At 54.5% G+C, this 22390-nt stretch carries 18 protein-coding genes and 4 tRNA genes; 15 read left to right on the top strand and 7 right to left on the bottom strand.

Going from position 1 to position 22390, the window contains the following annotated elements:
- Positions 1-23 precede the first annotated feature (23 nt).
- The 14 genes from PGR91_RS00850 (at position 24) to rpoC (ending at position 13593) form a co-directional block, all read left to right on the top strand.
- Positions 24-380: a hypothetical protein gene (locus PGR91_RS00850; RefSeq protein ID WP_145996512.1), complete on the top strand. Its 357-nt coding sequence runs from the start codon at positions 24-26 to the stop codon at positions 378-380.
- Positions 381-393: 13 nt separating this feature from the next.
- A tRNA-Thr gene (locus PGR91_RS00845) sits at positions 394-467 on the top strand.
- A gap of 117 nt (positions 468-584) precedes the next feature.
- Positions 585-667 (top strand) — tRNA-Tyr (locus PGR91_RS00840).
- Between the two features lie 42 nt (positions 668-709).
- Positions 710-782: transfer RNA gene (locus PGR91_RS00835), tRNA-Gly, on the top strand.
- 62 nt (positions 783-844) lie between these two features.
- On the top strand, positions 845-2032 hold the full coding sequence (gene tuf / locus PGR91_RS00830; RefSeq protein WP_101571534.1) for an elongation factor Tu: 1188 nt from the start codon (positions 845-847) through the stop codon (positions 2030-2032).
- Positions 2033-2078: 46 nt separating this feature from the next.
- Positions 2079-2149: transfer RNA gene (locus tag PGR91_RS00825), tRNA-Trp, on the top strand.
- Positions 2150-2166: 17 nt separating this feature from the next.
- Entirely contained in the window at positions 2167-2358 is a 192-nt protein-coding gene (secE, locus tag PGR91_RS00820; RefSeq protein WP_055202394.1) for a preprotein translocase subunit SecE, read from the top strand.
- A gap of 21 nt (positions 2359-2379) precedes the next feature.
- Positions 2380-2937 (top strand): transcription termination/antitermination protein NusG, encoded by a 558-nt coding sequence (nusG, locus tag PGR91_RS00815; RefSeq protein ID WP_101571532.1) that lies wholly within the window; start codon positions 2380-2382, stop codon positions 2935-2937.
- A 16-nt stretch (positions 2938-2953) separates the two neighbouring features.
- Positions 2954-3394 (top strand): 50S ribosomal protein L11, encoded by a 441-nt coding sequence (gene rplK / locus PGR91_RS00810; RefSeq protein ID WP_055202390.1) that lies wholly within the window; start codon positions 2954-2956, stop codon positions 3392-3394.
- Between the two features lie 18 nt (positions 3395-3412).
- Positions 3413-4111 carry a 50S ribosomal protein L1 gene (gene rplA / locus PGR91_RS00805; protein ID WP_118458244.1) on the top strand — a complete coding sequence of 233 codons (699 nt, stop codon included), beginning with the start codon at positions 3413-3415 and terminating at the stop codon, positions 4109-4111.
- 11 nt (positions 4112-4122) lie between these two features.
- Entirely contained in the window at positions 4123-4644 is a 522-nt protein-coding gene (rplJ, locus tag PGR91_RS00800; protein ID WP_055202386.1) for a 50S ribosomal protein L10, read from the top strand.
- A 124-nt stretch (positions 4645-4768) separates the two neighbouring features.
- Positions 4769-5146, top strand: a complete 378-nt coding sequence (rplL, locus tag PGR91_RS00795) for a 50S ribosomal protein L7/L12 (RefSeq protein WP_055202384.1) — start codon at positions 4769-4771, stop codon at positions 5144-5146.
- A gap of 269 nt (positions 5147-5415) precedes the next feature.
- Entirely contained in the window at positions 5416-9234 is a 3819-nt protein-coding gene (gene rpoB, locus PGR91_RS00790) for a DNA-directed RNA polymerase subunit beta (RefSeq protein WP_101571530.1), read from the top strand.
- A gap of 105 nt (positions 9235-9339) precedes the next feature.
- On the top strand, positions 9340-13593 hold the full coding sequence (gene rpoC / locus PGR91_RS00785; protein WP_101571528.1) for a DNA-directed RNA polymerase subunit beta': 4254 nt from the start codon (positions 9340-9342) through the stop codon (positions 13591-13593).
- A gap of 70 nt (positions 13594-13663) precedes the next feature.
- On the opposite strand, the gene PGR91_RS00780 is transcribed toward rpoC, so the two are convergent.
- Positions 13664-15103: a glycoside hydrolase family 32 protein gene (locus PGR91_RS00780; RefSeq protein ID WP_101571526.1), complete on the bottom strand. Its 1440-nt coding sequence runs from the start codon at positions 15101-15103 to the stop codon at positions 13664-13666.
- 76 nt (positions 15104-15179) lie between these two features.
- Between PGR91_RS00780 and PGR91_RS00775 the strand changes: the two genes are divergently transcribed.
- Complete coding sequence (locus PGR91_RS00775) at positions 15180-15671, top strand: prolyl-tRNA synthetase associated domain-containing protein (RefSeq protein WP_055202376.1); 492 nt, start codon at positions 15180-15182, stop codon at positions 15669-15671.
- Positions 15672-15694: 23 nt separating this feature from the next.
- Here the strand turns inward: PGR91_RS00775 and PGR91_RS00770 are convergent, their stop codons facing one another.
- The 6 genes from PGR91_RS00770 to PGR91_RS00745 form a co-directional block, all read right to left on the bottom strand.
- Positions 15695-16150: a PepSY-like domain-containing protein gene (locus PGR91_RS00770; protein ID WP_118655348.1), complete on the bottom strand. Its 456-nt coding sequence runs from the start codon at positions 16148-16150 to the stop codon at positions 15695-15697.
- Positions 16151-16307: 157 nt separating this feature from the next.
- Positions 16308-17657 (bottom strand): TolC family protein, encoded by a 1350-nt coding sequence (locus PGR91_RS00765; RefSeq protein ID WP_055202372.1) that lies wholly within the window; start codon positions 17655-17657, stop codon positions 16308-16310.
- Positions 17658-17711: 54 nt separating this feature from the next.
- Positions 17712-18821 (bottom strand): efflux RND transporter periplasmic adaptor subunit, encoded by a 1110-nt coding sequence (locus tag PGR91_RS00760; protein ID WP_118458214.1) that lies wholly within the window; start codon positions 18819-18821, stop codon positions 17712-17714.
- A gap of 30 nt (positions 18822-18851) precedes the next feature.
- Positions 18852-20090: an ABC transporter permease gene (locus tag PGR91_RS00755; protein ID WP_055202368.1), complete on the bottom strand. Its 1239-nt coding sequence runs from the start codon at positions 20088-20090 to the stop codon at positions 18852-18854.
- Positions 20091-20108: 18 nt separating this feature from the next.
- The gene (locus PGR91_RS00750; RefSeq protein ID WP_118655346.1) at positions 20109-21368 is read right to left on the bottom strand and encodes an ABC transporter permease; all 1260 of its coding nucleotides are present in this window, start codon (positions 21366-21368) and stop codon (positions 20109-20111) included.
- Positions 21365-22042 (bottom strand): ABC transporter ATP-binding protein, encoded by a 678-nt coding sequence (locus PGR91_RS00745; protein ID WP_055203491.1) that lies wholly within the window; start codon positions 22040-22042, stop codon positions 21365-21367. The genes PGR91_RS00750 and PGR91_RS00745 overlap by 4 nt, the downstream gene beginning before the upstream one ends.
- Positions 22043-22390: the final 348 nt, after the last annotated feature.

Genomic DNA, 22390 nt, shown 5'->3' with positions numbered 1-22390 from the left:
GTTAGAACGGTGAAAATGGGATTGTGAACATAGCAAAGATAAAAAATATACCGGTATTTATTATCCGTCCGTGTTTACCGATCCGGAACGGATCTGCCGACCGACTGCCGTTTTGCGGCCGGGCGGACACCGAAATGAAAATTCGCGGCCGGCGCCGTCGCGGCGGGATTCGGAACCGACACGATTTTGAGCTTAAAAATAGCGTATTTGGTATAAAAAATTTCGTTATTCCAAAAATCCGTTGTACCTTTGACACCGATTTTGCGTTTTTGGGATTTGACGCAGGCCTTGAGTTGACCGTCGATTTGCCGGGGCGGATTAATTTTTTGGTGCGTAATATTTGTGCATTAAGAAATTATTCGTACTTTTGCCAACCCTAAAATGTGACAAACTGCCGATGTAGCTCAGTTGGCCAGAGCAGCTGATTTGTAATCAGCTGGTCGGGGGTTCGAATCCCTCCATCGGCTCCGGAAGGTGCGACGGACAGAGCGTGCGGATGCGGCGGACAATAGTGGGTGCGGCGCTATATTATTAGGGTGTAACGAGCGAGACTCGGGTTTCGAAAAGTTCTTCGAGAAAATTCTGGGCGGATACCAGAGTGGCCAAATGGGGCAGACTGTAAATCTGCTGTCTTTCGACTTCGGTGGTTCGAATCCATCTCCGCCCACAGTGAATCCGGTTCGCGCCGGAGAATCGACGAAATGATTTTGCGGAAGTAGCTCAGTCGGTAGAGCATTAGCCTTCCAAGCTAAGGGTCGCGGGTTCGAATCTCGTCTTCCGCTCGCAAAAAGTGTTGGAAACTTTAATTGAAGTAAAACAATTATTCCTAAAATAGATTACAGATATGGCAAAAGAAAAATTTGACAGATCCAAACCGCATGTGAACATCGGTACGATCGGACACGTTGACCATGGTAAAACTACCTTGACCGCTGCAATTACCACCGTACTTGCAAAAAAAGGCCTTTCCGAACTGCGCTCGTTCGACTCGATCGACAACGCTCCCGAGGAAAAGGAACGCGGTATCACCATCAACACGTCGCACGTCGAGTATCAGACGGCCAACCGTCACTACGCTCACGTAGACTGCCCGGGCCACGCCGACTATGTGAAGAACATGGTTACCGGTGCCGCTCAGATGGACGGCGCGATCCTCGTGGTTGCCGCTACCGACGGTCCGATGCCCCAGACCAACGAACACGTGCTGTTGGCCCGCCAGGTGAACGTGCCGAAAATCGTCGTATTCCTGAACAAGTGCGACATGGTGGACGATCCCGAAATGCTCGACCTCGTTGAGCTGGAAGTTCGCGACTTGCTGAGCAAATACGAATTCGACGGCGACAATACCCCGATTATCCGCGGTTCTGCGCTGGGCGGTCTGAACGGCGAAGCCAAATGGGAAGACAAGATCATGGAATTGATGGATGCCGTTGACTCGTACATTCCGATTCCTCCGCGTGAAAACGAAAAACCGTTCCTGATGCCTGTCGAGGACGTATTCTCGATCACCGGTCGCGGTACCGTGCTGACCGGTCGCGTTGAAACCGGTGTGATCCACGTGGGCGATCCGGTGGAAATCATCGGTCTGGCCGAAAAGTCGATGACTTCGACCTGTACGGGCGTGGAAATGTTCCGCAAGCTGCTGGATCAGGGCGAAGCCGGCGACAACGTCGGTCTGCTGATGCGCGGTATCGACAAGAAAGACGTAAAACGCGGTATGGTCGTTGCCAAACCGGGTTCGATCACCCCGCACACGGTGTTCAAAGCCGAGGTTTATATCCTGAAAAAGGAAGAAGGCGGTCGTCACACGCCGTTCCACCACAAATACCGTCCGCAGTTCTACCTGCGTACGCTGGACGTAACCGGTGAAGTGGAACTTCCGGAAGGCGTAGAAATGGTTATGCCGGGCGATAACGTAACGATCACCGTTACCCTGATCTACCCCGTAGCCCTGAACGTAGGTCTGCGTTTCGCAATCCGCGAAGGCGGCCGTACCGTAGGTGCCGGTCAGATCATCGAAATCATTAAGTAATTTCGAAATACTTTCAAGGCGGCGCGTTCGGCGCGCCGCCTTACAAACGAGTGTAGTTCAAGGGTAGAATAGCGGTCTCCAAAACCGTTGATGGGAGTTCGAATCTCTCCACTCGTGCTAAAAACGTTACGACAATGAGATTTATTAATTACGTTAAAAACGCCTACGCCGAGCTTGTTCAAAAGGTGACGTGGCCGTCCTGGAATCAGCTTTCCAATTCAGCGGTAATTGTTATGACAGCTTCCCTGTTATTCGCTGTAGTGATTCTTGCGATGGACCTGGCATTCGAGAACATCATGAAGGCCATATATAGTATTCTTTATTAATTCTGTAAAGAAAAGATAAAGATGAGCGAAAAAGAGCAAAAACAGTGGTACGTGATCCGTGCCATCGGAGGTAAGGAAAAAAAGGTGAAGGAATACATCGAGACGGAAGTCCAGAATTCTCACCTCGAAGACTATATCTCCCAGGTTCTGATTCCGACTGAGAAAGTTTACCAGATCAAAAACGGTAAAAAGATCAGCCGGGAAAAGGTCTCTTATCCGGGCTATGTATTGGTCGAGGCCGCTCTCGTGGGCGAAATCCCGTTTATGCTTCGCAACACTCCCAACGTCTTAGGCTTCCTCGGAGACACGAAGGCTTCTTCCATGGTGGCAACCCCTCTCCGCCCTCAGGAAGTGAGCCGGATTTTAGGACGTGTCGACGAACTGAGCGTCAGCGAGGAGGAAAACGAAGTTCCTTTCTTCGAAGGAGAAACCGTCAAGGTTACCGATGGCCCATTCTCAAGCTTTTCGGGTACGATCGAGGCGGTGGACAACGAGCGGAAGAAACTCACGGTTTCCGTGAAGATATTCGGGCGCAAGACTCCTATGGAGTTGAGCTTTATGCAAGTAGAAAAAGAATAATTAACCAAGGAAAATTATGGCAAAAGAGGTTGCTGCGTTAATTAAACTGCAGATCAAAGGTGGTGCCGCCAATCCTTCGCCTCCGGTAGGGCCCGCTCTGGGTTCGAAAGGAGTGAACATCATGGACTTCTGTAAACAGTTCAATGCGAGGACCCAGGACAAGGCAGGCAAGGTACTTCCTGTCATTATCACCGTTTATGGCGATAAGTCGTTCGACTTTATCATTAAGCAGCCGCCGGTAGCCGTACAGCTCAAGGAAGCCGCAAAGCTTCAGTCGGGTTCCGCCGAGCCGAACCGTAAAAAGGTAGGCAAGGTGACCTGGGATCAGATCAAGGAGATCGCCCAGGATAAAATGCCGGATATGAATTGCTTTACGCTTGAGTCCGCGATGCGGATGGTGGCCGGTACAGCACGTAGCATGGGTATCGATGTCGTTGGTGAATTTCCTAATTTGTAATTGATAAAAATTACTGAAATGAGTAAGCTGACCAAAAATAGAAAATTAGTTCTTGCTAAGATTGAACCGAATAAGGCGTACAAGCTCAGCGAGGCGGCAGCTCTTCTAAAGGAGATTACCTTTACGAAATTCGATGCTTCCGTGGATTTGGACGTGCGACTTGGTGTTGATCCCCGTAAGTCCAACCAGATGGTAAGAGGTGTCGTTACGTTGCCCCACGGAACCGGGAAATCGGTTCGCGTGCTGGTGCTTTGTACTCCCGACAAGGAGACCGAAGCGACCGAGGCAGGCGCCGATTACGTAGGTTTGGACGAATACGTCGAGAAGATCAAAGGCGGTTGGACCGATGTGGACGTGATCATCACAACTCCTAATGTAATGGCGAAGGTGGGTGCGCTCGGACGTATTCTGGGTCCCCGTGGCCTGATGCCGAACCCTAAGACGGGTACCGTTACGATGGAAGTCGGAAAGGCGGTAAAAGAGGTGAAAGCCGGTAAGATCGACTTCAAAGTCGACAAATTCGGTATCGTTCACTCTTCGATCGGCAAGATCGCGTTCTCTGCGGAACAGATCGTCGACAATGCCAACGAGTTCATGAATGTAATCATGAAATTGAAACCGGCTACGGCTAAAGGTACTTACGTGAAGAGTATATTTCTCTCTACTACGATGAGCCCGGGCTTGCAGATTGATCCCAAATCCCTTGAAAACAAATAAACCGAAAGACGATGAACAGGGAAGAGAAAAAAGTTGTAATTGATAGTCTGGCCGAGAAGCTCACCGCATACGCTCACTACTACATTACCGATACTTCGGAACTGAACGCAGAGCAGACCGCTGCTTTGAGAAAGCTTTGTTTCGAAAAGGAAGTGAAGCTGGTGGTTGCGAAGAATACGTTGTTTATCAAGGCTCTCGAACAGACCGGGAAGATTAACGAGGAGGTGCTCCCTTCGCTGAAAGGCGAAACGGCGATCATGTTCGCCAACGTGGGTAAGAGTCCCGCCAAGTTGATCAAGGAGTTCCGCAAGGCGAATCCGAAACCGGTTCTGAAAGCTGCATGCGTGGAAGATTGCATCTATCTGGGCGATGCCGCCGTAGAGGAACTGGTTAACATCAAGTCGCGCGAAGAGCTTATTGGTGACATCATCGGACTGTTGCAGTCTCCCGCGAAGAACGTTATCTCCGCACTGCAGGGTTCTGCCGGACAAAAAATCGCAGGGTTGGTTAAAACCCTCGAAGCAAGGGGATAATATTTCCGGACGGTTTGCCGGAGGGCGTTATCGAAAATCCGCCTGAGTCCGCTGCCGAAGGAATGGTTCCCGAAAATTAACCAAAACGTTTAAAAGTCAAACATTTTAAAAATTTTATATTACGATGGCCGATATCAAAAAATTAGCTGAGGAGTTGGTTAACTTGACAGTTAAAGAAGTAAACGAACTTGCCAATGTTCTGAAAGAAGAATACGGAATTGAGCCCGCTGCTGCTGCTGTTGCCGTTGCCGCTGCTCCTGCTGCCGACGGTGGCGCCGCTGCTGCTGAGAAAACGTCTTTCGACGTGATCCTGAAGAGCGCAGGTCAGGCGAAACTGCAGGTAGTGAAAGTAGTGAAAGACATTACCGGTCTGGGTCTGAAAGAGGCTAAGGATCTGGTTGATGGCGCACCGAAAGCTATCAAAGAAGGCGTTTCCAAAGAAGAAGCAGAACAGGTTAAATCTCAGCTCGAAGAAGCTGGCGCTGAAGTTGAAGTTAAGTAGTAACTGCTTATAGTTCAGAACATATCGGGTGTAGAGTCTATTCTGATAGACTCTATACCTTTTCTCATTTAACAGAAGCAACAGCCAGTAACCGGCCCTACGGGCGGTTATGTTTTGCAAAAAGAGATGGCAGGGGTGGAAAACCAGTGATCCCGAACGGATTTTTCCGATCGGTCGTTTGAACTGCCGGGTCAGTTGCCGCGTTTGAAACTGAAAGCAGAAGCGCATTTCAAATCAGTTCTTATCTTCAACTTTAATTATTGGATACAATGTCTTCAAAAACAGATAATCAGCGTATTAGCTTTTCTTCCGTAAAAAACAGATTGCATTATCCCGATTTTTTGGAGGTGCAACTCAAATCATTTCAAGACTTTTTCCAATTAGATACCACGGCCGAGAACCGCAAAAACGAAGGGCTGTACAAGGTGTTCATGGAGAACTTCCCGATAACCGATACGCGTAACAACTTCGTGCTGGAATTCATCGATTATTACGTGGATCCGCCCCGTTACGGCCAGGACGAGTGCCTCGAACGCGGACTGACGTACAGCGTACCGCTGAAAGCGAAGCTGAAGTTGTACTGTACCGATCCCGAACACGAGGACTTCGATACGGTGATTCAGGACGTTTACTTCGGCACCATTCCCTATATGACTCCGCGCGGCACGTTCATTATCAACGGCGCCGAACGCGTAATCGTATCGCAGTTGCACCGTTCCCCGGGGGTGTTCTTCGGTCAGAGCACCCATACCAATGGAACCAAACTCTATTCGGCCCGTATCATCCCGTTTAAAGGGTCGTGGATCGAGTTTGCGACGGACATCAACAACGTGATGTACGCCTATATCGACCGAAAGAAGAAATTGCCGGTAACCACGCTGCTCCGTGCGATCGGATTCGAGAGCGACCGGCAGATCTTAGAGATATTTAACCTTGCGGAGGATGTAAAGGTTACTAAAGCCAACCTGAAGAAGATGGTCGGACAGCGGCTGGCTGCCCGGGTGCTGAAGACATGGGTTGAAGACTTTGTGGACGAAGATACCGGAGAGGTGGTTTCGATCGAACGAAACGAGATCATCATCGACCGGGAGACCGTCCTCGAAGAGAGCCATATTGAAGACATTATCGAGTCGGGCGCCAAAAGCATCCTAATCCATAAGGAGGCCCAGAACGGCACCGATTTCTCCATCGTATACAATACCCTGCAGAAAGACCCGTGCAACTCCGAAAAAGAGGCCGTCGTTTATATCTACCGCCAGTTGCGTAACTCGGAGCCGCCCGACGAGGCGACTGCGCGCGACGTGATCGAAAAGCTGTTCTTTTCGGACAAGCGTTACGACCTGGGAGATGTGGGGCGTTTCCGTATCAACAAGAAACTGGATCTGGACATCTCTCCGGACGTACGGATCCTGACGCGGGAGGATATTATCGCCATCATCCGTTACCTGATTCTGCTGATCAACTCGCAGACCGATGTGGACGATATCGACCATTTGTCGAACCGCCGCGTACGCACGGTGGGCGAGCAGTTGGCCAACCAGTTCAGCGTAGGTTTCGTCCGCATGGCGCGTACGATCCGCGAACGGATGAACGTGCGCGACAACGAAGTATTTACGCCGGTAGACCTGATCAATGCCAAAACGCTGTCGTCGGTCATCAATTCGTTCTTCGGAACGAACCAACTGTCGCAGTTCATGGATCAGACCAATCCGCTGGCCGAAATGACCCATAAGCGCCGCCTGTCGGCTCTGGGGCCCGGCGGTCTGTCGCGTGAGCGCGCCGGATTCGAAGTGCGCGACGTGCACTATACCCATTACGGCCGTCTGTGTCCGATCGAAACGCCGGAAGGCCCGAACATCGGATTGATTTCGTCGCTGTGCGTTTACGCGAAAATCAGCGACATGGGCTTTATCGAAACGCCGTACCGCAAAGTGGCGGACGGACGGGTCGATCTGACGGATAAAGGGATTCATTATTTCAGCGCCGAAGAGGAGGAAGGACTGACCATTGCGCAGGCCAACGCTCCGCTGAACGATGCGGGCGAGTTCCTCGTGCCGGACAAGATCAAAGCGCGCGACAACGGCGATTTTCCGGTGGTGACGGCTACGGAAGTGGATCTGATGGACGTTGCTCCGAACCAGATTTCGTCGATCGCCGCCAGCCTGATCCCGTTCCTCGAACACGACGATGCCAACCGTGCGCTGATGGGATCGAACATGATGCGTCAGGCCGTGCCGTTGGTGATGCCGGAGGCTCCGATCGTCGGAACGGGTCTGGAAAAAGACATGATCGCCGACAGCCGGATCCAGATCGTCGCCGAAGGCGAAGGAGAAGTCGTCTTCTCGGATGCGACGCAGATTCAGGTCAAATACGAACGTACCGAAGACCAGAAGATCGTTACGTTCGATCCGGAAGTGACGACCTATCGTCTGCCGCGCTATCGTAAGACCAATCAGAGCACGTCGATGACCCTGAAACCCCTGGTTCGCAAGGGCGATAAAGTGACCAAAGGGCAGATCATGACCGAAGGTTATTCTACGCAGGGCGGCGAGCTGGCGCTGGGGCGCAACCTGAAAGTGGCGTTCATGCCGTGGAAGGGTTACAACTTCGAGGATGCCATCGTGATCTCGGAACGCGTGATCCGCGAGGATATCTTCACTTCGGTGCATGTCGACGAATATATTATGGAAGTGCGCGATACCAAACGCGGTGTCGAGGAGCTTACTTCCGACATTCCGAACGTCAGCGAAGACGCTACGAAAGATCTCGACGAGAACGGTATCATCCGCATCGGCGCCAATGTGCAGCCGGGCGATATCCTGATCGGTAAGATCACGCCGAAAGGGGAGAGCGATCCTTCGCCGGAAGAGAAACTGCTGCGTGCGATCTTCGGCGACAAGGCCGGCGATGTGAAAGACGCTTCGCTGAAGGCGCAGCCTTCGCTGTTCGGCGTCGTGGTCGATAAGAAACTGTTCAGTCGCGCCAATAAGGACGGCAAGAAGAGCAAGGCTTCCGAAAAGGCGCAGTTGGAAAAGATGGAGACCGAGTTCTTGCAGCAGGCCGATGCGCTGAAAGAGCGTCTGATCGAAAAACTGTGGACGTTGCTCAAAGACAAATCGACGATCGGTATCCGCGATTATTTCGGGGTGGAACTGGTCCCGCAGGGGACGCGTTTCTCGCAGAAAATGCTGGCCGAACTCGACTACCTGAATATCGGCACCGATAAATGGACGGGCGACGCGCGTCTGGATACGCTGATCGAACAGACGATCAACAACTATACGATCAAGTACAAGGAACTGGATGCGGTTCTCAAGCGCGAGAAATACAACCTGACCAACGGGGACGAACTCCCGACCGGAATTATCCAGCTGGCCAAAGTGTACATTGCCAAGAAGCGCAAGTTGCGCGTGGGAGACAAGATGGCCGGCCGTCACGGTAACAAGGGGATCGTGGCGCGGATCGTTCGCGACGAGGACATGCCGTTCCTCGAAGACGGTTCGATCGTCGACATCGTGCTGAACCCGCTGGGCGTGCCTTCGCGTATGAACCTCGGACAGATTTACGAGACCGTGCTCGGATGGGCCGGCCGCGAACTCGGTCTGAAGTTCGCCACGCCGATTTTCGACGGGGCTTCGCTGGAGCAGATCAACGAATATACGGCTCAGGCCGGCGTACCGCGCAGTGGTCGCACCTATCTGCGAGACGGCGGTACCGGTGAGCAGTTCGACCAGCCGGCGACCGTCGGGGTGATCTACATGCTGAAACTCGGCCATATGGTCGACGACAAGATGCATGCCCGTTCGATCGGCCCGTACTCGCTGATTACGCAGCAGCCGCTGGGCGGTAAAGCGCAGTTCGGCGGTCAGCGTTTCGGAGAGATGGAGGTTTGGGCGCTCGAGGCGTTCGGCGCATCGAACATTTTGCAGGAGATCCTGACGATCAAGTCGGACGACGTGATGGGACGTGCCAAGGCCTATGAAGCGATTGTCAAGGGCGACAACATGCCGCAGCCCGGCATTCCGGAATCGCTGAACGTGTTGCTGCACGAACTCAGGGGATTGGCCATCAGCGTCAAGCTGGACTAAAAGTGCGTCGGCCGGAGAGCGGCGTTGCTGACGAACGGCGGAAGATCCCGAGTTCGCCGCGGCTCGAAGGTTTACTTGTTGAAGAATAAATAAAAGTTTAAAAATATGTCATTCAAGAAAGACAATAAGGCACAGAGCGGTTTTTCGAAAATTTCCATTGGTCTCGCATCTCCGGAGGAGATTCTCGAAAACTCGAGCGGCGAGGTGCTGAAACCCGAAACCATCAACTATCGCACCTACAAGCCCGAACGGGACGGCCTTTTTTGCGAGCGGATTTTCGGCCCGGTGAAAGACTACGAATGCCACTGCGGAAAATACAAGCGGATCCGTTACAAAGGGATCGTCTGCGACCGTTGCGGCGTGGAAGTGACCGAGAAAAAGGTGCGCCGGGAACGGATGGGACATATCTCGCTCGTGGTTCCGGTGGCTCATATCTGGTATTTCCGTTCGTTGCCGTCGAAGATCGGATACCTGCTGGGTATTCCGTCGAAGAAGCTCGAAGCGATCGTCTATTACGAACGTTATGTCGTCGTACAGGCCGGCGCTGCAGCCGTGAACGGAGTGTCCGATCTCGATCTGCTTGCCGAAAAGGAATACCTCGATATCCTGAACGCGCTGCCGAAAGGAAATCAGCAACTCGACGACAGCGATCCCGATAAATTCATCGCGCAGATGGGGGCCGAAGCGATCTACACGCTGTTGCAGCGGGTCGATCTGGACGAGCTTTCCTATTCGCTGCGCCACAAGGCGAGCACCGAGACTTCGCAGCAGCGTAAGGCCGAGGCGCTCAAACGCCTGCATGTGGTGGAAGCGTTCCGCGAGTCGCGCGAGATCAACAAGCCCGAGTGGATGATCCTGAAAGTGATTCCGGTGATTCCGCCCGAACTGCGTCCGCTCGTTCCGTTGGACGGAGGCCGTTTCGCTACGTCCGACCTGAACGACCTGTACCGCCGGGTGATCATCCGGAACAACCGTCTGAAACGGCTGATCGAGATCAAGGCGCCGGAAGTGATCCTGCGCAACGAAAAGCGTATGTTGCAGGAGGCCGTCGACTCGCTGTTCGACAACTCGCGCAAGAGCAACGCCGTGAAGACCGAGTCGAACCGTCCGCTCAAATCGCTGTCCGACAGTCTGAAAGGAAAGCAAGGACGTTTCCGTCAGAATCTGCTCGGTAAGCGCGTCGACTATTCGGCCCGTTCGGTCATCGTCGTAGGTCCCGAGTTGAAGATGCACGAGATGGGGATTCCGAAAGACATGGCGGCCGAGCTTTACAAGCCGTTCGTGATCCGGAAACTGATCGAAAGAGGAATCGTCAAGACCGTTAAATCGGCCAAAAAAATCATAGACCGTAAGGATCCGGTGATCTGGGATATCCTGGAAAACGTGATTAAAGGACATCCGGTGCTGATGAACCGCGCCCCGACCTTGCACCGTCTGGGTATCCAGGCGTTCCAGCCGAAACTGATCGAGGGCAAGGCGTTGCAATTGCACCCGCTGGCTTGTACGGCGTTCAACGCCGACTTCGACGGCGACCAGATGGCCGTGCATTTGCCGCTGGGCAATGCGGCGATCCTCGAAGCCCAGATCCTGATGCTCGGTTCGCACAACATCCTGAACCCGGCCAACGGAGCGCCGATCACGGTGCCTTCGCAGGACATGGTGCTCGGGTTGTACTATATTACCAAAGAGCGCGCCGGATCGCAGGGCGAAGGGCTTCAGTTCTACGGTCCCGAGGAGGCGCTGATCGCCTACAATGAAAAACGCGCCGACCTGCACGCCAAAGTGAAAGTAATGGTCGATACGCTCGACGAGAACGGGCAGCCGGTTCGTAAATTGGTCGATACGACCGTCGGCCGGATCATCTTCAACCAGGTGGTTCCCAAAGAGGTGGGCTTCCTGAACGAAGTGCTGACCAAACGTTCGCTGCGCGACATCATCGGCCTGGTGATGAAGAAGGCCGGAGCCGACAAAACGGCAGCTTTCCTCGACGATATCAAGCACATGGGATACCAGATGGCCTTCCGCGGCGGACTGTCGTTCAACCTCGATGCGGTGATCATTCCCGATGAAAAGGAAGCGCTGGTCAACGAAGGTTACGAGCGCGTCGAAGAGGTGATGGAGAGCTACAACATGGGGCTTATCACCAACAATGAACGTTACAACCAGATTATCGACATCTGGACGAATATCAATATGAAGCTGACCAAGACGGTGTTGGATCACCTGACCAAGGACATGCAGGGTTTCAATCCGGTGTACATGATGCTGGATTCCGGGGCCCGCGGTTCGAAGGAGCAGATCCGCCAGCTCTCCGGGATGCGCGGTTTGATGGCCAAGCCGCAGAAATCCGGGGCCGAAGGAGGTCAGGTCATCGAAAACCCGATCCTGTCGAACTTCAAGGAGGGGCTTTCGGTGTTGGAATATTTCATCTCTACGCACGGCGCCCGTAAGGGTCTGGCCGATACCGCGTTGAAAACGGCCGATGCCGGTTATCTGACGCGCCGTCTGGTCGATGTGGCGCAAGACGTGATTATCTGCGAAGAGGACTGCGGTACGCTGCGCGGCCTGACCGCTACGGCGATCAAGCGCAACGAGGATGTCGTACAGACGCTGTACGAACGTATCCTGGGCCGTACGACCGTGCACGACGTCTACAATCCGCATACCGGCGAGTTGATCGTGGCTGCCGGAGAAGAGATTACCGAAACGATCGCCGAGGCGATCGACGCAGCGCATGTGGAATCGGTGGATATCCGTTCGGTGCTGACGTGCGAGTCGCGCAAGGGCGTATGCGCCAAGTGTTACGGACGCAACCTGGCGACCGGACGCATGGTTCAGAAAGGCGAAGTGGTCGGCGTGATCGCCGCCCAGTCGATCGGCGAGCCGGGTACCCAGCTGACGCTGCGTACGTTCCACGTCGGCGGTGTAGCCGGTGGCGTGGCGACCGACAACAGCGTCGTTTCGCGCTACGAAGGACGTCTTGAGATCGACGAATTGCGCGTGGTGAAGAGCAAGAACGACGCAGGCAAAGAGATCAATACGGTGATCAGCCGCCTGTCCGAGTTGCGGATCGTCGACGTCAATACCGATATCGTGCTTTATACGCACAACCTGCCTTACGGCGCTACGTTGTACTTGAACGACGGCGATTTGGTCAAGAAGGGCGATCTGGTTTGCGAGTGGGATCCGTACAACGCCGTGATTATTTCGGAATACGACGGTAAGGTGGCTTTCGAAAATGTGATTGAAGGTGTCACGTACCGCGACGAGTTCGATGAGCAGACCGGCTTCCGCGAGAAGGTGATTACCGAGTCGAGAGACAAGACCAAGAACCCGATCATCAAGATTCTGGACAAAAAAGGCGAGGAACAGAAACAATACAACCTACCGGTAGGCGCGCATATCGTCGTGAAGGAGAACGCCGCCGTCAAAGCCGGAGAGATTCTGATTAAGATTCCGAGAGCCGTCGGCAAGGCGGGCGATATCACCGGCGGTCTGCCGCGTGTGACCGAATTGTTCGAGGCGCGGAACCCGTCGAATCCGGCCGTGGTTTCGGAAATCGACGGCGAGGTTTCGTTCGGCAAGATCAAGCGCGGTAACCGCGAGATCATCATTACTTCGAAAGTGGGCGATGTGAAACGTTATCTCGTTCCGCTGTCGCGCCAGATCCTGGTGCAGGAGAACGATTACGTCCGCGCCGGGATGCCGCTGTCGGACGGCGCGATTACGCCGGGGGATATTCTGGCGATCCAGGGCCCGACCAAGGTGCAGGAGTACATCGTCAACGAGGTGCAGGAAGTGTACCGGATGCAGGGCGTGAAGATCAACGACAAGCATTTCGAGGTGATCGTTCGCCAGATGATGAACAAGGTGCAGATCGAAGATCCGGGAGATACCCGTTTCCTCGAAGAACAGATCGTCGACAAGTGGGAATTCATGGCTGTCAACGACGACTTGTACGACAAGGTCGTCGTAACCGACGCCGGCGATTCGGCGACGATGAAACCGGGTATGATCATCACGTTGCGCAAGTTGCGCGACGAGAATTCGCAACTGAAACGGAAAGACCTGAAGCTCGTGCAGGTGCGCGATGTGATTCCGGCGACGTCGAATCAGGTGCTGCAGGGGATTACCCGTGCGGCGTTGCAGACCAGCAGCTTCATGTCGGCGGCTTCGTTCCAGGAAACGACCAAGGTGCTGAACGAAGCGGCTATTCTGGGTAAGGTCGATCCGTTGGTGAACCTCAAGGAGAACGTGATCTGCGGTCACTTGATTCCGGCCGGTACCGGGCAGCGCGATTTCGATACGATTATCGTGGGCGCCAAGGACGAATACAACAGCATGGTTTCCGGAAAGTAACCGAGTACGGAAAACGATAAAGCGAAGGCCCGGGATCATTCCCGGGCCTTCGCTTTTTGGATGCGGACGGTTATTCGCATACCCGGACGACCAGATCCTTTACGGTCAGGCCGGGGGCCGTCGACCGGAAAGAGACTCCCGTCCCGAGGCTGTCGTAGATGCGCATCGTGAAGCAGTAGGCGTCGTTGACGAAGCATTCGGCGATCGTGCCGTCGACGAAGAGCCGGATCTTCAACGGGGCGTACGGATCGATGCCGCACTTTCTTTGGAAGGTGCGGTACCGGCTGCCGATTCCGATCTCGCCGGTCTGAAAATCGACGGTCAGACTGTACCCTTCCGTCCGGTCGGCGGACTCCCTGAAACGGAGCGTCGCCTGTCCGAAGCCGCTCTGCGGAAACAGCGTCGCCGTCAGCATGTAATTCTCGGGCAGGTCGTACCGGGTATTCAATCCGACCCGTTTTTCCCGCAACGCCGTCCTGTCGAACAGCCGGACGACTTCCCGCACGGGGCGCTGATACAGTTGGCCTGCTGCATCGGCGTATAGTTCCCGGGGCATACTCAGCGTGCCGCCCCATTCGTATTCTCCCGCGTCCGAGTCGTTTTTATAATCGCCGATCCATCCGATCAGTATCCTGCGTTTCCCGTCGGACATGGTTTTGGCCACCCGGAGGTCTCCGCAGTCGTAGGGCTGTACGGGCGGGTCGATCGCCCCCGTATCGCGTACCTGCATATAGTGATAATCGGCGCAGTTGACGTTCCACAAGCCGTTCAGCTCGAACAGGTCGGGACAGTCGCCCGAAACGGAAGCCGGGTAGACGACGAGCGGCGCGTGCGGCGTCCAGTGCGTCAGATCGCGGGACGTGTACAGGCCGACGTTCGGCGCCGAGCCGTCGGCGAGCATGGCGTGCAAGGCGAGCCACCATCGGTTCTCCCGGCCGTTCCACACGACGTGCGGATCGCGGAAAGCCTGGTGATGGTAGATCTGTTTGTCGTCGATCGCTCCGTTGATCGTTTTGTTCCAGTAAATCTTTCCGTCGGCATAGAACGTATATTCCGGATGTTTCGTCCAGTGGATCAGGTCGACGCTTCGCGCCTGCATCACTTTCTGATCGCCGAGCGGATCGTTGCTGTTTTTGCCGGTGTAGAACAGGTAGAAGGTTCCGCCGTGTTCGACGACGCTTCCCGTCCAGATACTCTCCCAGTCCGGTCCCAGCGGGTCGGAACCTTTAATCAGCGCGTTCGGAAGTTCCTGCCAACGCAGCAGGTCGCGGCTGACGACGTGCGCCCAATCCGGGCCTTTCAGGTAAAAGAGATGGTAGTCTCCTTTCCAGTAGAACGGGATGACGTCTCCCGCCTTCGCGTCCTGCGGACGGAAATGCAAGGTCGGTTTCGTGTTCGCCGTTTGTTGCGGCGAACGCGGAGCGGATGCCGGTAGCGTGACGGCTGAAAAAACGGATAACAAGACGGTCAGCGCCGCTCGGCGGCAACGGTTCGGATGGATTCGTTTCATAGTCGGGAAGATCAGTTTTATTCAAAGTTATGATTTTTTACGTATTATTATAACTTTGTATCGAAATTCCCGAATGATGGATCGTAAGCAAATCGTTTTTGATTATTTGGGCCGGTATGCCTTGAGGTACGACTATTACGAGCATCCGGCGGCCCCGACGATCGAACTGGCCCGGCTGTATTGGCGCGACGACGGCTCGAAACACTGCAAAAATCTTTTTTTCCGCAATCATAAAGGCGACCGGCATTACCTCGTCGTTTTCGACTGCGACCGAAATCTGGCGATCCGCGATCTCGAACGCCGGCTGCGACAGGGAAAGCTCTCGTTCGCTTCCGAACAGCGGATGGAACGGTATCTGGGACTCCGTCCGGGTTCCGTATCGCCGTTCGGACTGATCAACGACACGGAAAATCACGTGCACCTGTTTCTCGACCGGAATCTGCGGCAGCAGCACTCCCTGAGCTTTCATCCGAACGACAACACGGGGACGATCGTGATCCCGCAAGCCGAATTCATCAGATATCTCGACGGATGCGGGAACAGCTATGAGTTTATCGATTTGTATTGATTCGGGGCGCTGCGGGTCTTCCGTCAATCGTCGCGCGGTTCTTTTTCCCGGTCGATCGGCTCTCCCTTCGCATTGAACATGAGCTCGGTACGGTTCGAAAGTTTGATTTCGGTGTTTTTACCGTCTCGTTTGGCAGCCTGTACTTCGCATCCCGGGAAGCGGTCTCTCGCGTATTGCAGGATGTCGGCCGGGATGGCGCTCTGCGGAACGGAACCGACCTTGGCGTCCATTTCGGTCCACATTCCTTTGTGGTTGAACGCTACGGCCACCCCGTTTTCCATCAGGACGTCGTAGGTGGTCGCCGACCCTTTCGGTTCAATCTTTATGATCGATATTCGGGTGTCCGAGAAGTGCTCGGAGAGGAATTTTCGTGCCTGGACGGGCAGCCTCTCCGGATTGGTCGTGGTTATTTTGTCTCCGCCTCGCGCCGCTGTCAGCGAGATCAGCAGGCATAGCAGGACGAACAGCGTTTTTTTCATAACGGACGTTTTAACGGATTCTTACCCTGTGACGAAGGCAAAGCCGGTGCCAGATCCGGAGGGCTCTGTCGGACGCGGCGTAAAAAAGAACGGGCCGTCCTTGTGCGAAGGAAGGCCCGTTAGGAGATGTAAGGGAACGGATCGATTTGTCGCGGGATCAATAGATGCTGAAATCGAGCGGTTGACCGGCGTAAAAATCGAGGATTTTTCGGCTGAATATGAAATTGAATTTGGCTTGTACCATGTCCGATTCGGATTTTTCCATCCGGGTTTTGGCGTCGTTGTAGTCGAAGATGGTCGAACGTCCGGCGTCCGCTTTTTCTTTCTGGTAACGGAAAGCTTCGCGAGCCGCCGCGAGCGATTTTTCGGCCGACAGGTACTTCTGGTAAGCCGCATCGGCGCTGTAATAGCTCTGTTCGATCTCCTTGCGTAGCGCCAATTGGGCTTCGGTAATGGCCAACTCCTGGATGCGGATGTTGTTTTGAGCCATCCGAACGTTGTTGCGCGTCGCGTTGCGGTTGAATATCGGAATGTTGATACTCAGACCGATGTATTCGCTGCCGTTGTTCTTGAGCTGGTTGAAAAAGGCGGCGTTCCGGGCTCCTTCGTAGATCGAGAAGTAGTAACCGTTGCTATATCCGGCTCCGAGCGAAATCGACGGATAAAAAGCCGATTTGGCCGATAGCAACGCCTTTTCGCTGCTTTTCAGTCGGAGTTGTTCGGCCAGTATCCGGGGCCGGTTGCCGACCGCGTAATCGTAAACTGTTCCGGGAGTCTCCATGCGGCTCATCGAGGCGATCGTGATATTTCCCAGGTCGGGCATCCGGATGTCGAAGCCGTCCTTGTTTTCGAGGTTCAGCGCCTGGCTCAGGTCGAGCAGCGACAGCAGCAGCGTGTTCCGACTCTGCGTCAGGTTCATTTCGTCGTTGGCCAGCAGCGCTTTGCTTTCGTAAAGATCCGATTCCGGATTGCGTCCGTTTTTGACCAGCAGTTCGCTGCGTTCGACTTGCTGGCGGCTCAGTTCGACTTGATTTTCGGCTACCTTGACCATTTCCTTGTTCAGCAGCACCTGAAGGTACAGCGAGGTCACGTTGAGCGAGACGTCTTCGCGCGCCCGTTCCAAATCTTTCAGCGAAGCTTGTAGGGAAAATTTTTGTCCTGCGATGTCGTGTTTGATACGCATTCCTTCGAACACGGTAACACTTGCGGAGGCTCCCAGCGAGGTGGACAACTGCGTGTGATCGACCGTCGTTCCGTCGCGTCCGGGACCGCGGCCGAAGGAGGCGTTCTCGCTGAGGTTGATACCCACGTTCGGCAGTCGGCTGTTGCGCGTCGTATTCAGCCGGAGTTCCTGGTTGTTGCTGCTTATCTGGAACTGTTTGACCGAAATATTGTTTTCAATAGCATAGTCGATACATTGCTGAAGCGTCCAGTCCTCTTTCGGCTGAGCGGAAGCGGAAACCGAAAGAGCGGCCGACAATAGGAAAGCTGCAAGGGTTCGGATCATGGTTCTATGTTTTATTCGATATGAGATTTCTGTTCTGGATGTGCGGTTTATCCGTTATTTGGTCGGCGTTGTCTTCGTCCCGCGGATCTGTTCGTTTCCGGTCAGCCCTTCGGTAACTTCGACGTTGACCCCGTTCGACAGTCCGATCTGGATCTCCTTGCGTTCGAAAGTCTGGTCGGTCGCCGTGGAGTCGCTGGTCAGCAGGTTGACGAACGTTTTGGTTCCTTCGAACTCGATGGAGCTTTCCGGGATTGAAATCACCCCTTCGCGCCGGTCGATCAGGATGTCGGCGTTGGCGCTGTATCCGGCGCGGATGAACACGTCTTCCGGAATTTTCGCCGCCGCCTTGATCTCGAACATGATGACTCCGTTCTCCTCGGTGCCTTTCGGCGCGATGTATTCGAGCGTCGCATCCAGCGAGATGTCCTGCAGGGCGCCGATCGTCAGCTTGACGGGCATACCTTCGCGGATGCGTCCCACTTCGGTTTCGTCCACCTTTCCGCGGAAGATCATGTTGTTCATGTCGGCGACCGACGCGATGGTCGTACCGTCGTTGAAGTTGTTGGACAGAATGACCGAGTTGCCGACCTTGATCGGGACGTCCAGAACCATTCCCGTGATGGTCGAGCGGATCTGCGTATTGCTCAGTTCCGCATTCCGCTTGGCAATGCCGTTCTGTACGATTTCGAGGTTGTCCTGCGCGTTCTGCAGCTCCTCTTTGGCTTTGGAGTATTCCGTTTCGTTCTTCTCGAACTCCTCCTTGGCGACCACGCCGGAGTCGAACAATCCCTTGACGCGTTCGAATTCCTGTTTGGTCTGAGCCAGGTTGATCCGGGCCACGTTGACGCGCGATTCGGCTGCGTTCAGCGTAGCCATATCGGGGATGACTTTCACTTTGGCGATCACTTCGCCCTGACGCACCGGTTCGCCGGCCTGTTTGTACACTTCCGAGACGATCCCCGATATCTGCGGCTTGATCAGCACCTCGTCCCGGGGTTCGACTTTGCCGGTGGCGACTGCCCGTTTTTCGAGCGTGTCGATGTGCGGTTTGACGATGGCGTAGACCTCTTTGACCGGCCGGGTCTTGTTCCACAGGAAGACGAATGTCCCGATCAGCAGGATCAGGAACAATATGCCCAGCGAAATTTTCAGAACTTTTTTCATATCGTTTGTGAATTGAGTTTCGTTTTAATTTTATTCTTCGCGGATCGCATCCACCGGTTTGATCCTGAGCGCCCTGCTCGCCGGAAGGATGCCGGCCAGCAGGCTTCCGAGAATCAGTACCGTCATCGAGAGCATACCGGTGCCGAACGAGATCTGCGGGCGGATCGGCCGTCCGGCGCTGGCCGTGAGTACCGATTCGGCGCCCGACAGCAGTGCGACCGCAAGCGCCAATCCGAAAATTCCGGCGACGAACGTCAGCACGAAACTTTCGCTCATGATCTGCGAGATGATGATCCGGGGCCGCGCTCCCAGGGCCCGGCGGACGCCGATCTCCTGCGTTCGTTCGCGGACGATGACCAGCATGATGTTGCTGACCCCTACCAGTCCGGCCAGCAGCGTGCCGATCCCGACGATCCAGGTCAGCGTGCCGATTCCGCCGAACAGCGAGTTGAACTTGTTGACCTGTTCGCCGAGGTTCTGCGAGTAGACCGCTTTCGTATCGTCCGGCGATATGGTGTGTCGTGCGAAGACCAGTTGTTTGATATTCGTTTCCACCTCTTTGATGTCGGCATCGTCGTTTGCGGCGACCGCCACCGAGTGTAGCTTGTGCCCCATGTTGTACATTTGTTGCATCGTCGAAACGGGCATCAATACCGATTTGTCGCCGTGGAACCGGAACCCGCGGTCGGGGACTTTGATCATGCCGATCACGGTCAGGTACATGTTGTTCATGCGGATCGTGCTGCCGACCGGGTCCTCGCCGCCGGGAAACAGATCCAGCCAGACCTGCTCGGTGAGGATGCATACCTTGCGCTGCTGCTCCATGTCGATTTCGTTGAAAAACCGGCCGAACCGGATCGGCTGCGGGCTGATCTGCTGAAAATCGGGATTGTATCCTACCAGGCTGTAATCGCCTTTTTTGTCGTTCCGGCTGAATTTGTATTCGCTGCCCCAGATGACCGAGCCGACGCTGCGGACGTTGGGCACCTGTTTTTTGATCGCAGCGAGGTCCTCGTTCTCGAACTGCCAGTAACGTCCGGAAGGGAGCCCTTTGTAGGGGATCGAGGTACGGCCGCCCCAGAAGAAACAGGAGTTGACGGACATATCGCCCAACTGTGAGAAAAGGGCGTTTTTCAATCCCAGTCCCGCGCCCAGCATGATCGTCAGCATGAATATGCCCCAGAAGACGCCGAACGCCGTCATGATGCTGCGTTTGCGGTTCCTGCTGATCGTCTGCCAGATCTCTTCCCAACGGTCTAAATCAAACATCGTTTCGTCTCGGTTTCGTTATTTATTGTGTCGCATCGCGTCGATCGTCTTGATCCGGGCCGCCCGGCGGGCCGGCACGTAGCCGGCGATCATTCCGGCGACGATCAGTACCAGCGTGGCGCTTAGAGTCACCGACAGGTCGAGGGTCGGATTCTTGAACATTTCGAAGCTGTCCTGCGGGGCGTTCGCCGCCGCCCGTTCCATGAAAAAGTTGACCAGTTCCATGATGCCGACCCCGCCGATCATGCCGATATAGCCGAATGCGGCGGTAATCAGCACCGATTCGATCAGCACCAGCTTGACCAGCGACGAGGGCTTGGCTCCCATCGCCTTGCGGATGCCGAATTCGAACGTTCGCTCGCGGACGGTCACCAGCATGATGTTGCTGACGCCTACGATGCCGGCGATCAGCGTGCCGATCCCGATGATCCAGATGAACAGCGCGATACCGTTGAAGATCATCTGCCCCTGTTTGTAGTTCTCCATGACGTCCCAGATGTACATGGCGCTTTTGTCGTCCGGCGAAAAGGTATGCGCCGCTCCCAGGCGGGCGAAAAGCCGGTCTTTGAAGTCCTTGCTCTGTTCGTCCGTCCGGATGTCCTTGACGGTGAACGACAGATCCCCCACGTCCCGTTTGTTGGCCATGTAGATTTGGAATACCGTGCTGATCGGGCTGTAAATCCTCGGCGTGTATGAGTAGTTGTTCCCTTTGTACAGACCCACGACCGTGTATCCCATTTTGTCGATCTGAATGACTTTACCGATCGGGTCGGCCCCTTTGAACAGGGTTTTCGAGGTCATGTCGTCCAGAACGACCACCTTCCGCCGCTCCTTGATGTCCGTTTCGTTGATGAATCGGCCCGCCGTGACGCGGACGCCTTTGATTTCGGGAAATTTGGGCGTGACGCCGTACAGGTTTGCCGTGTTGTACTCCCGGCCGTAAGCCAGGTTGGCTCCCCAGTGGTAAACGCTGGCGGCGATCTGGTCGATTTGATCCGGAAATTCGTTGGTCAGAACCTGGATGTCGTCCAGGTTCGGGGTAATGTTTCGCCCGCTCTGGAAACCTTTGTAGGGCATCGAGGTGCGTCCGCCGTAGACCTGCATCGAATTGACGGCCAGGTCGCCGAACGAATCCTGCATGGCGTTGCGCAGCCCGTTGCCCGATCCGAGCAGCACGATCAGCATGAAAATGCCCCATGCCACCGAAAATCCCGTTAGGAATGTCCGTAGCTTGTTGCGGCTGATTGTCGAGGCGATTTCCTGCAGTTGCTCCCTCATCGTTTCAGGTCGGTTACCGAGCCGATCAGCCCGTCTTTGATGTGGATGATTTTATCGGTTTGGTCGGCGACGCCCTGTTCGTGGGTGACCAGGATGATCGTCATTCCGGTGTCGTTTACCTTGCGCAGCAGATCCATCACTTCCTGGGACGTTTTGCTGTCCAGGGCGCCGGTCGGTTCGTCGGCGAGGATGATCTCGGGCCCGGTAATCAGCGCGCGGGCGATCGCGACGCGTTGTTTCTGTCCGCCGGACATTTCGTTCGGCATGTGGTCGGCCCAGTCGCGCAGCCCCAGCGATTCGAGGTAGTCGAGCGCTATGGCATTCCGTTTTTTACGCGACACCCCTTGGTAATAGAGCGGCAGCGCGACGTTTTCCATTGCATTTTTGTAATTGATCAGGTTGAAGGACTGGAAGATGAATCCGATCATCCGGTTCCGGTATTCGGCCGCTTTCGTTTCGCTCGGATTTTTGATCAGCGTGCCGTTCAGGTAGTAACTGCCCGTGTCGTAATCGTCGAGGATGCCCAGAATGTTCAGCAGGGTCGACTTGCCTGAGCCGGAGGCTCCCATGATCGAAACCAGCTCGCCACGCTTGATCTCCAGGTCGATTCCTTTCAATACGTGCAACGGGGAGCCGTTGTTATACGTTTTGTTGATGTTCTCCAGTCTAATCAGGCTTGCCATGTCGTCGGAAAAAGTTTGTCGGTTCGAGGTTGCTCCGCAGACGGATGAACGGGGTCGGTTCCGGTATTCCGGTTTGTACTGACGGCGATTCTGTCGGCTGCAAAGGAAGTTTGCACTGCAAATATATATAATAAAATTAATATTATGCAATACATAATAATTATTTTATCAAATAATTGTGCGCTCAGTTGTCTGCGGCCGGGAGCCCGATAATTTTTTTGTCTGGGTCCGGAATGAAAAACGGGGATATACCGTGCTGTGTCGCGTTTTGTCGGTTTCGGTTTTGCTTCGAGCGGAGATTTATTTTGAAAAATAAGAAAAATTCCGACAATATAAAAA

The organism is Candidatus Alistipes pullistercoris (assembly GCF_027665465.1).
GTDB classification, from domain to species: domain Bacteria; phylum Bacteroidota; class Bacteroidia; order Bacteroidales; family Rikenellaceae; genus Alistipes_A; species Alistipes_A hominis.
The sequence above is the reverse complement of the archived record's forward strand: the minus strand, read 5'-3'. Positions and strand labels throughout refer to the sequence as shown.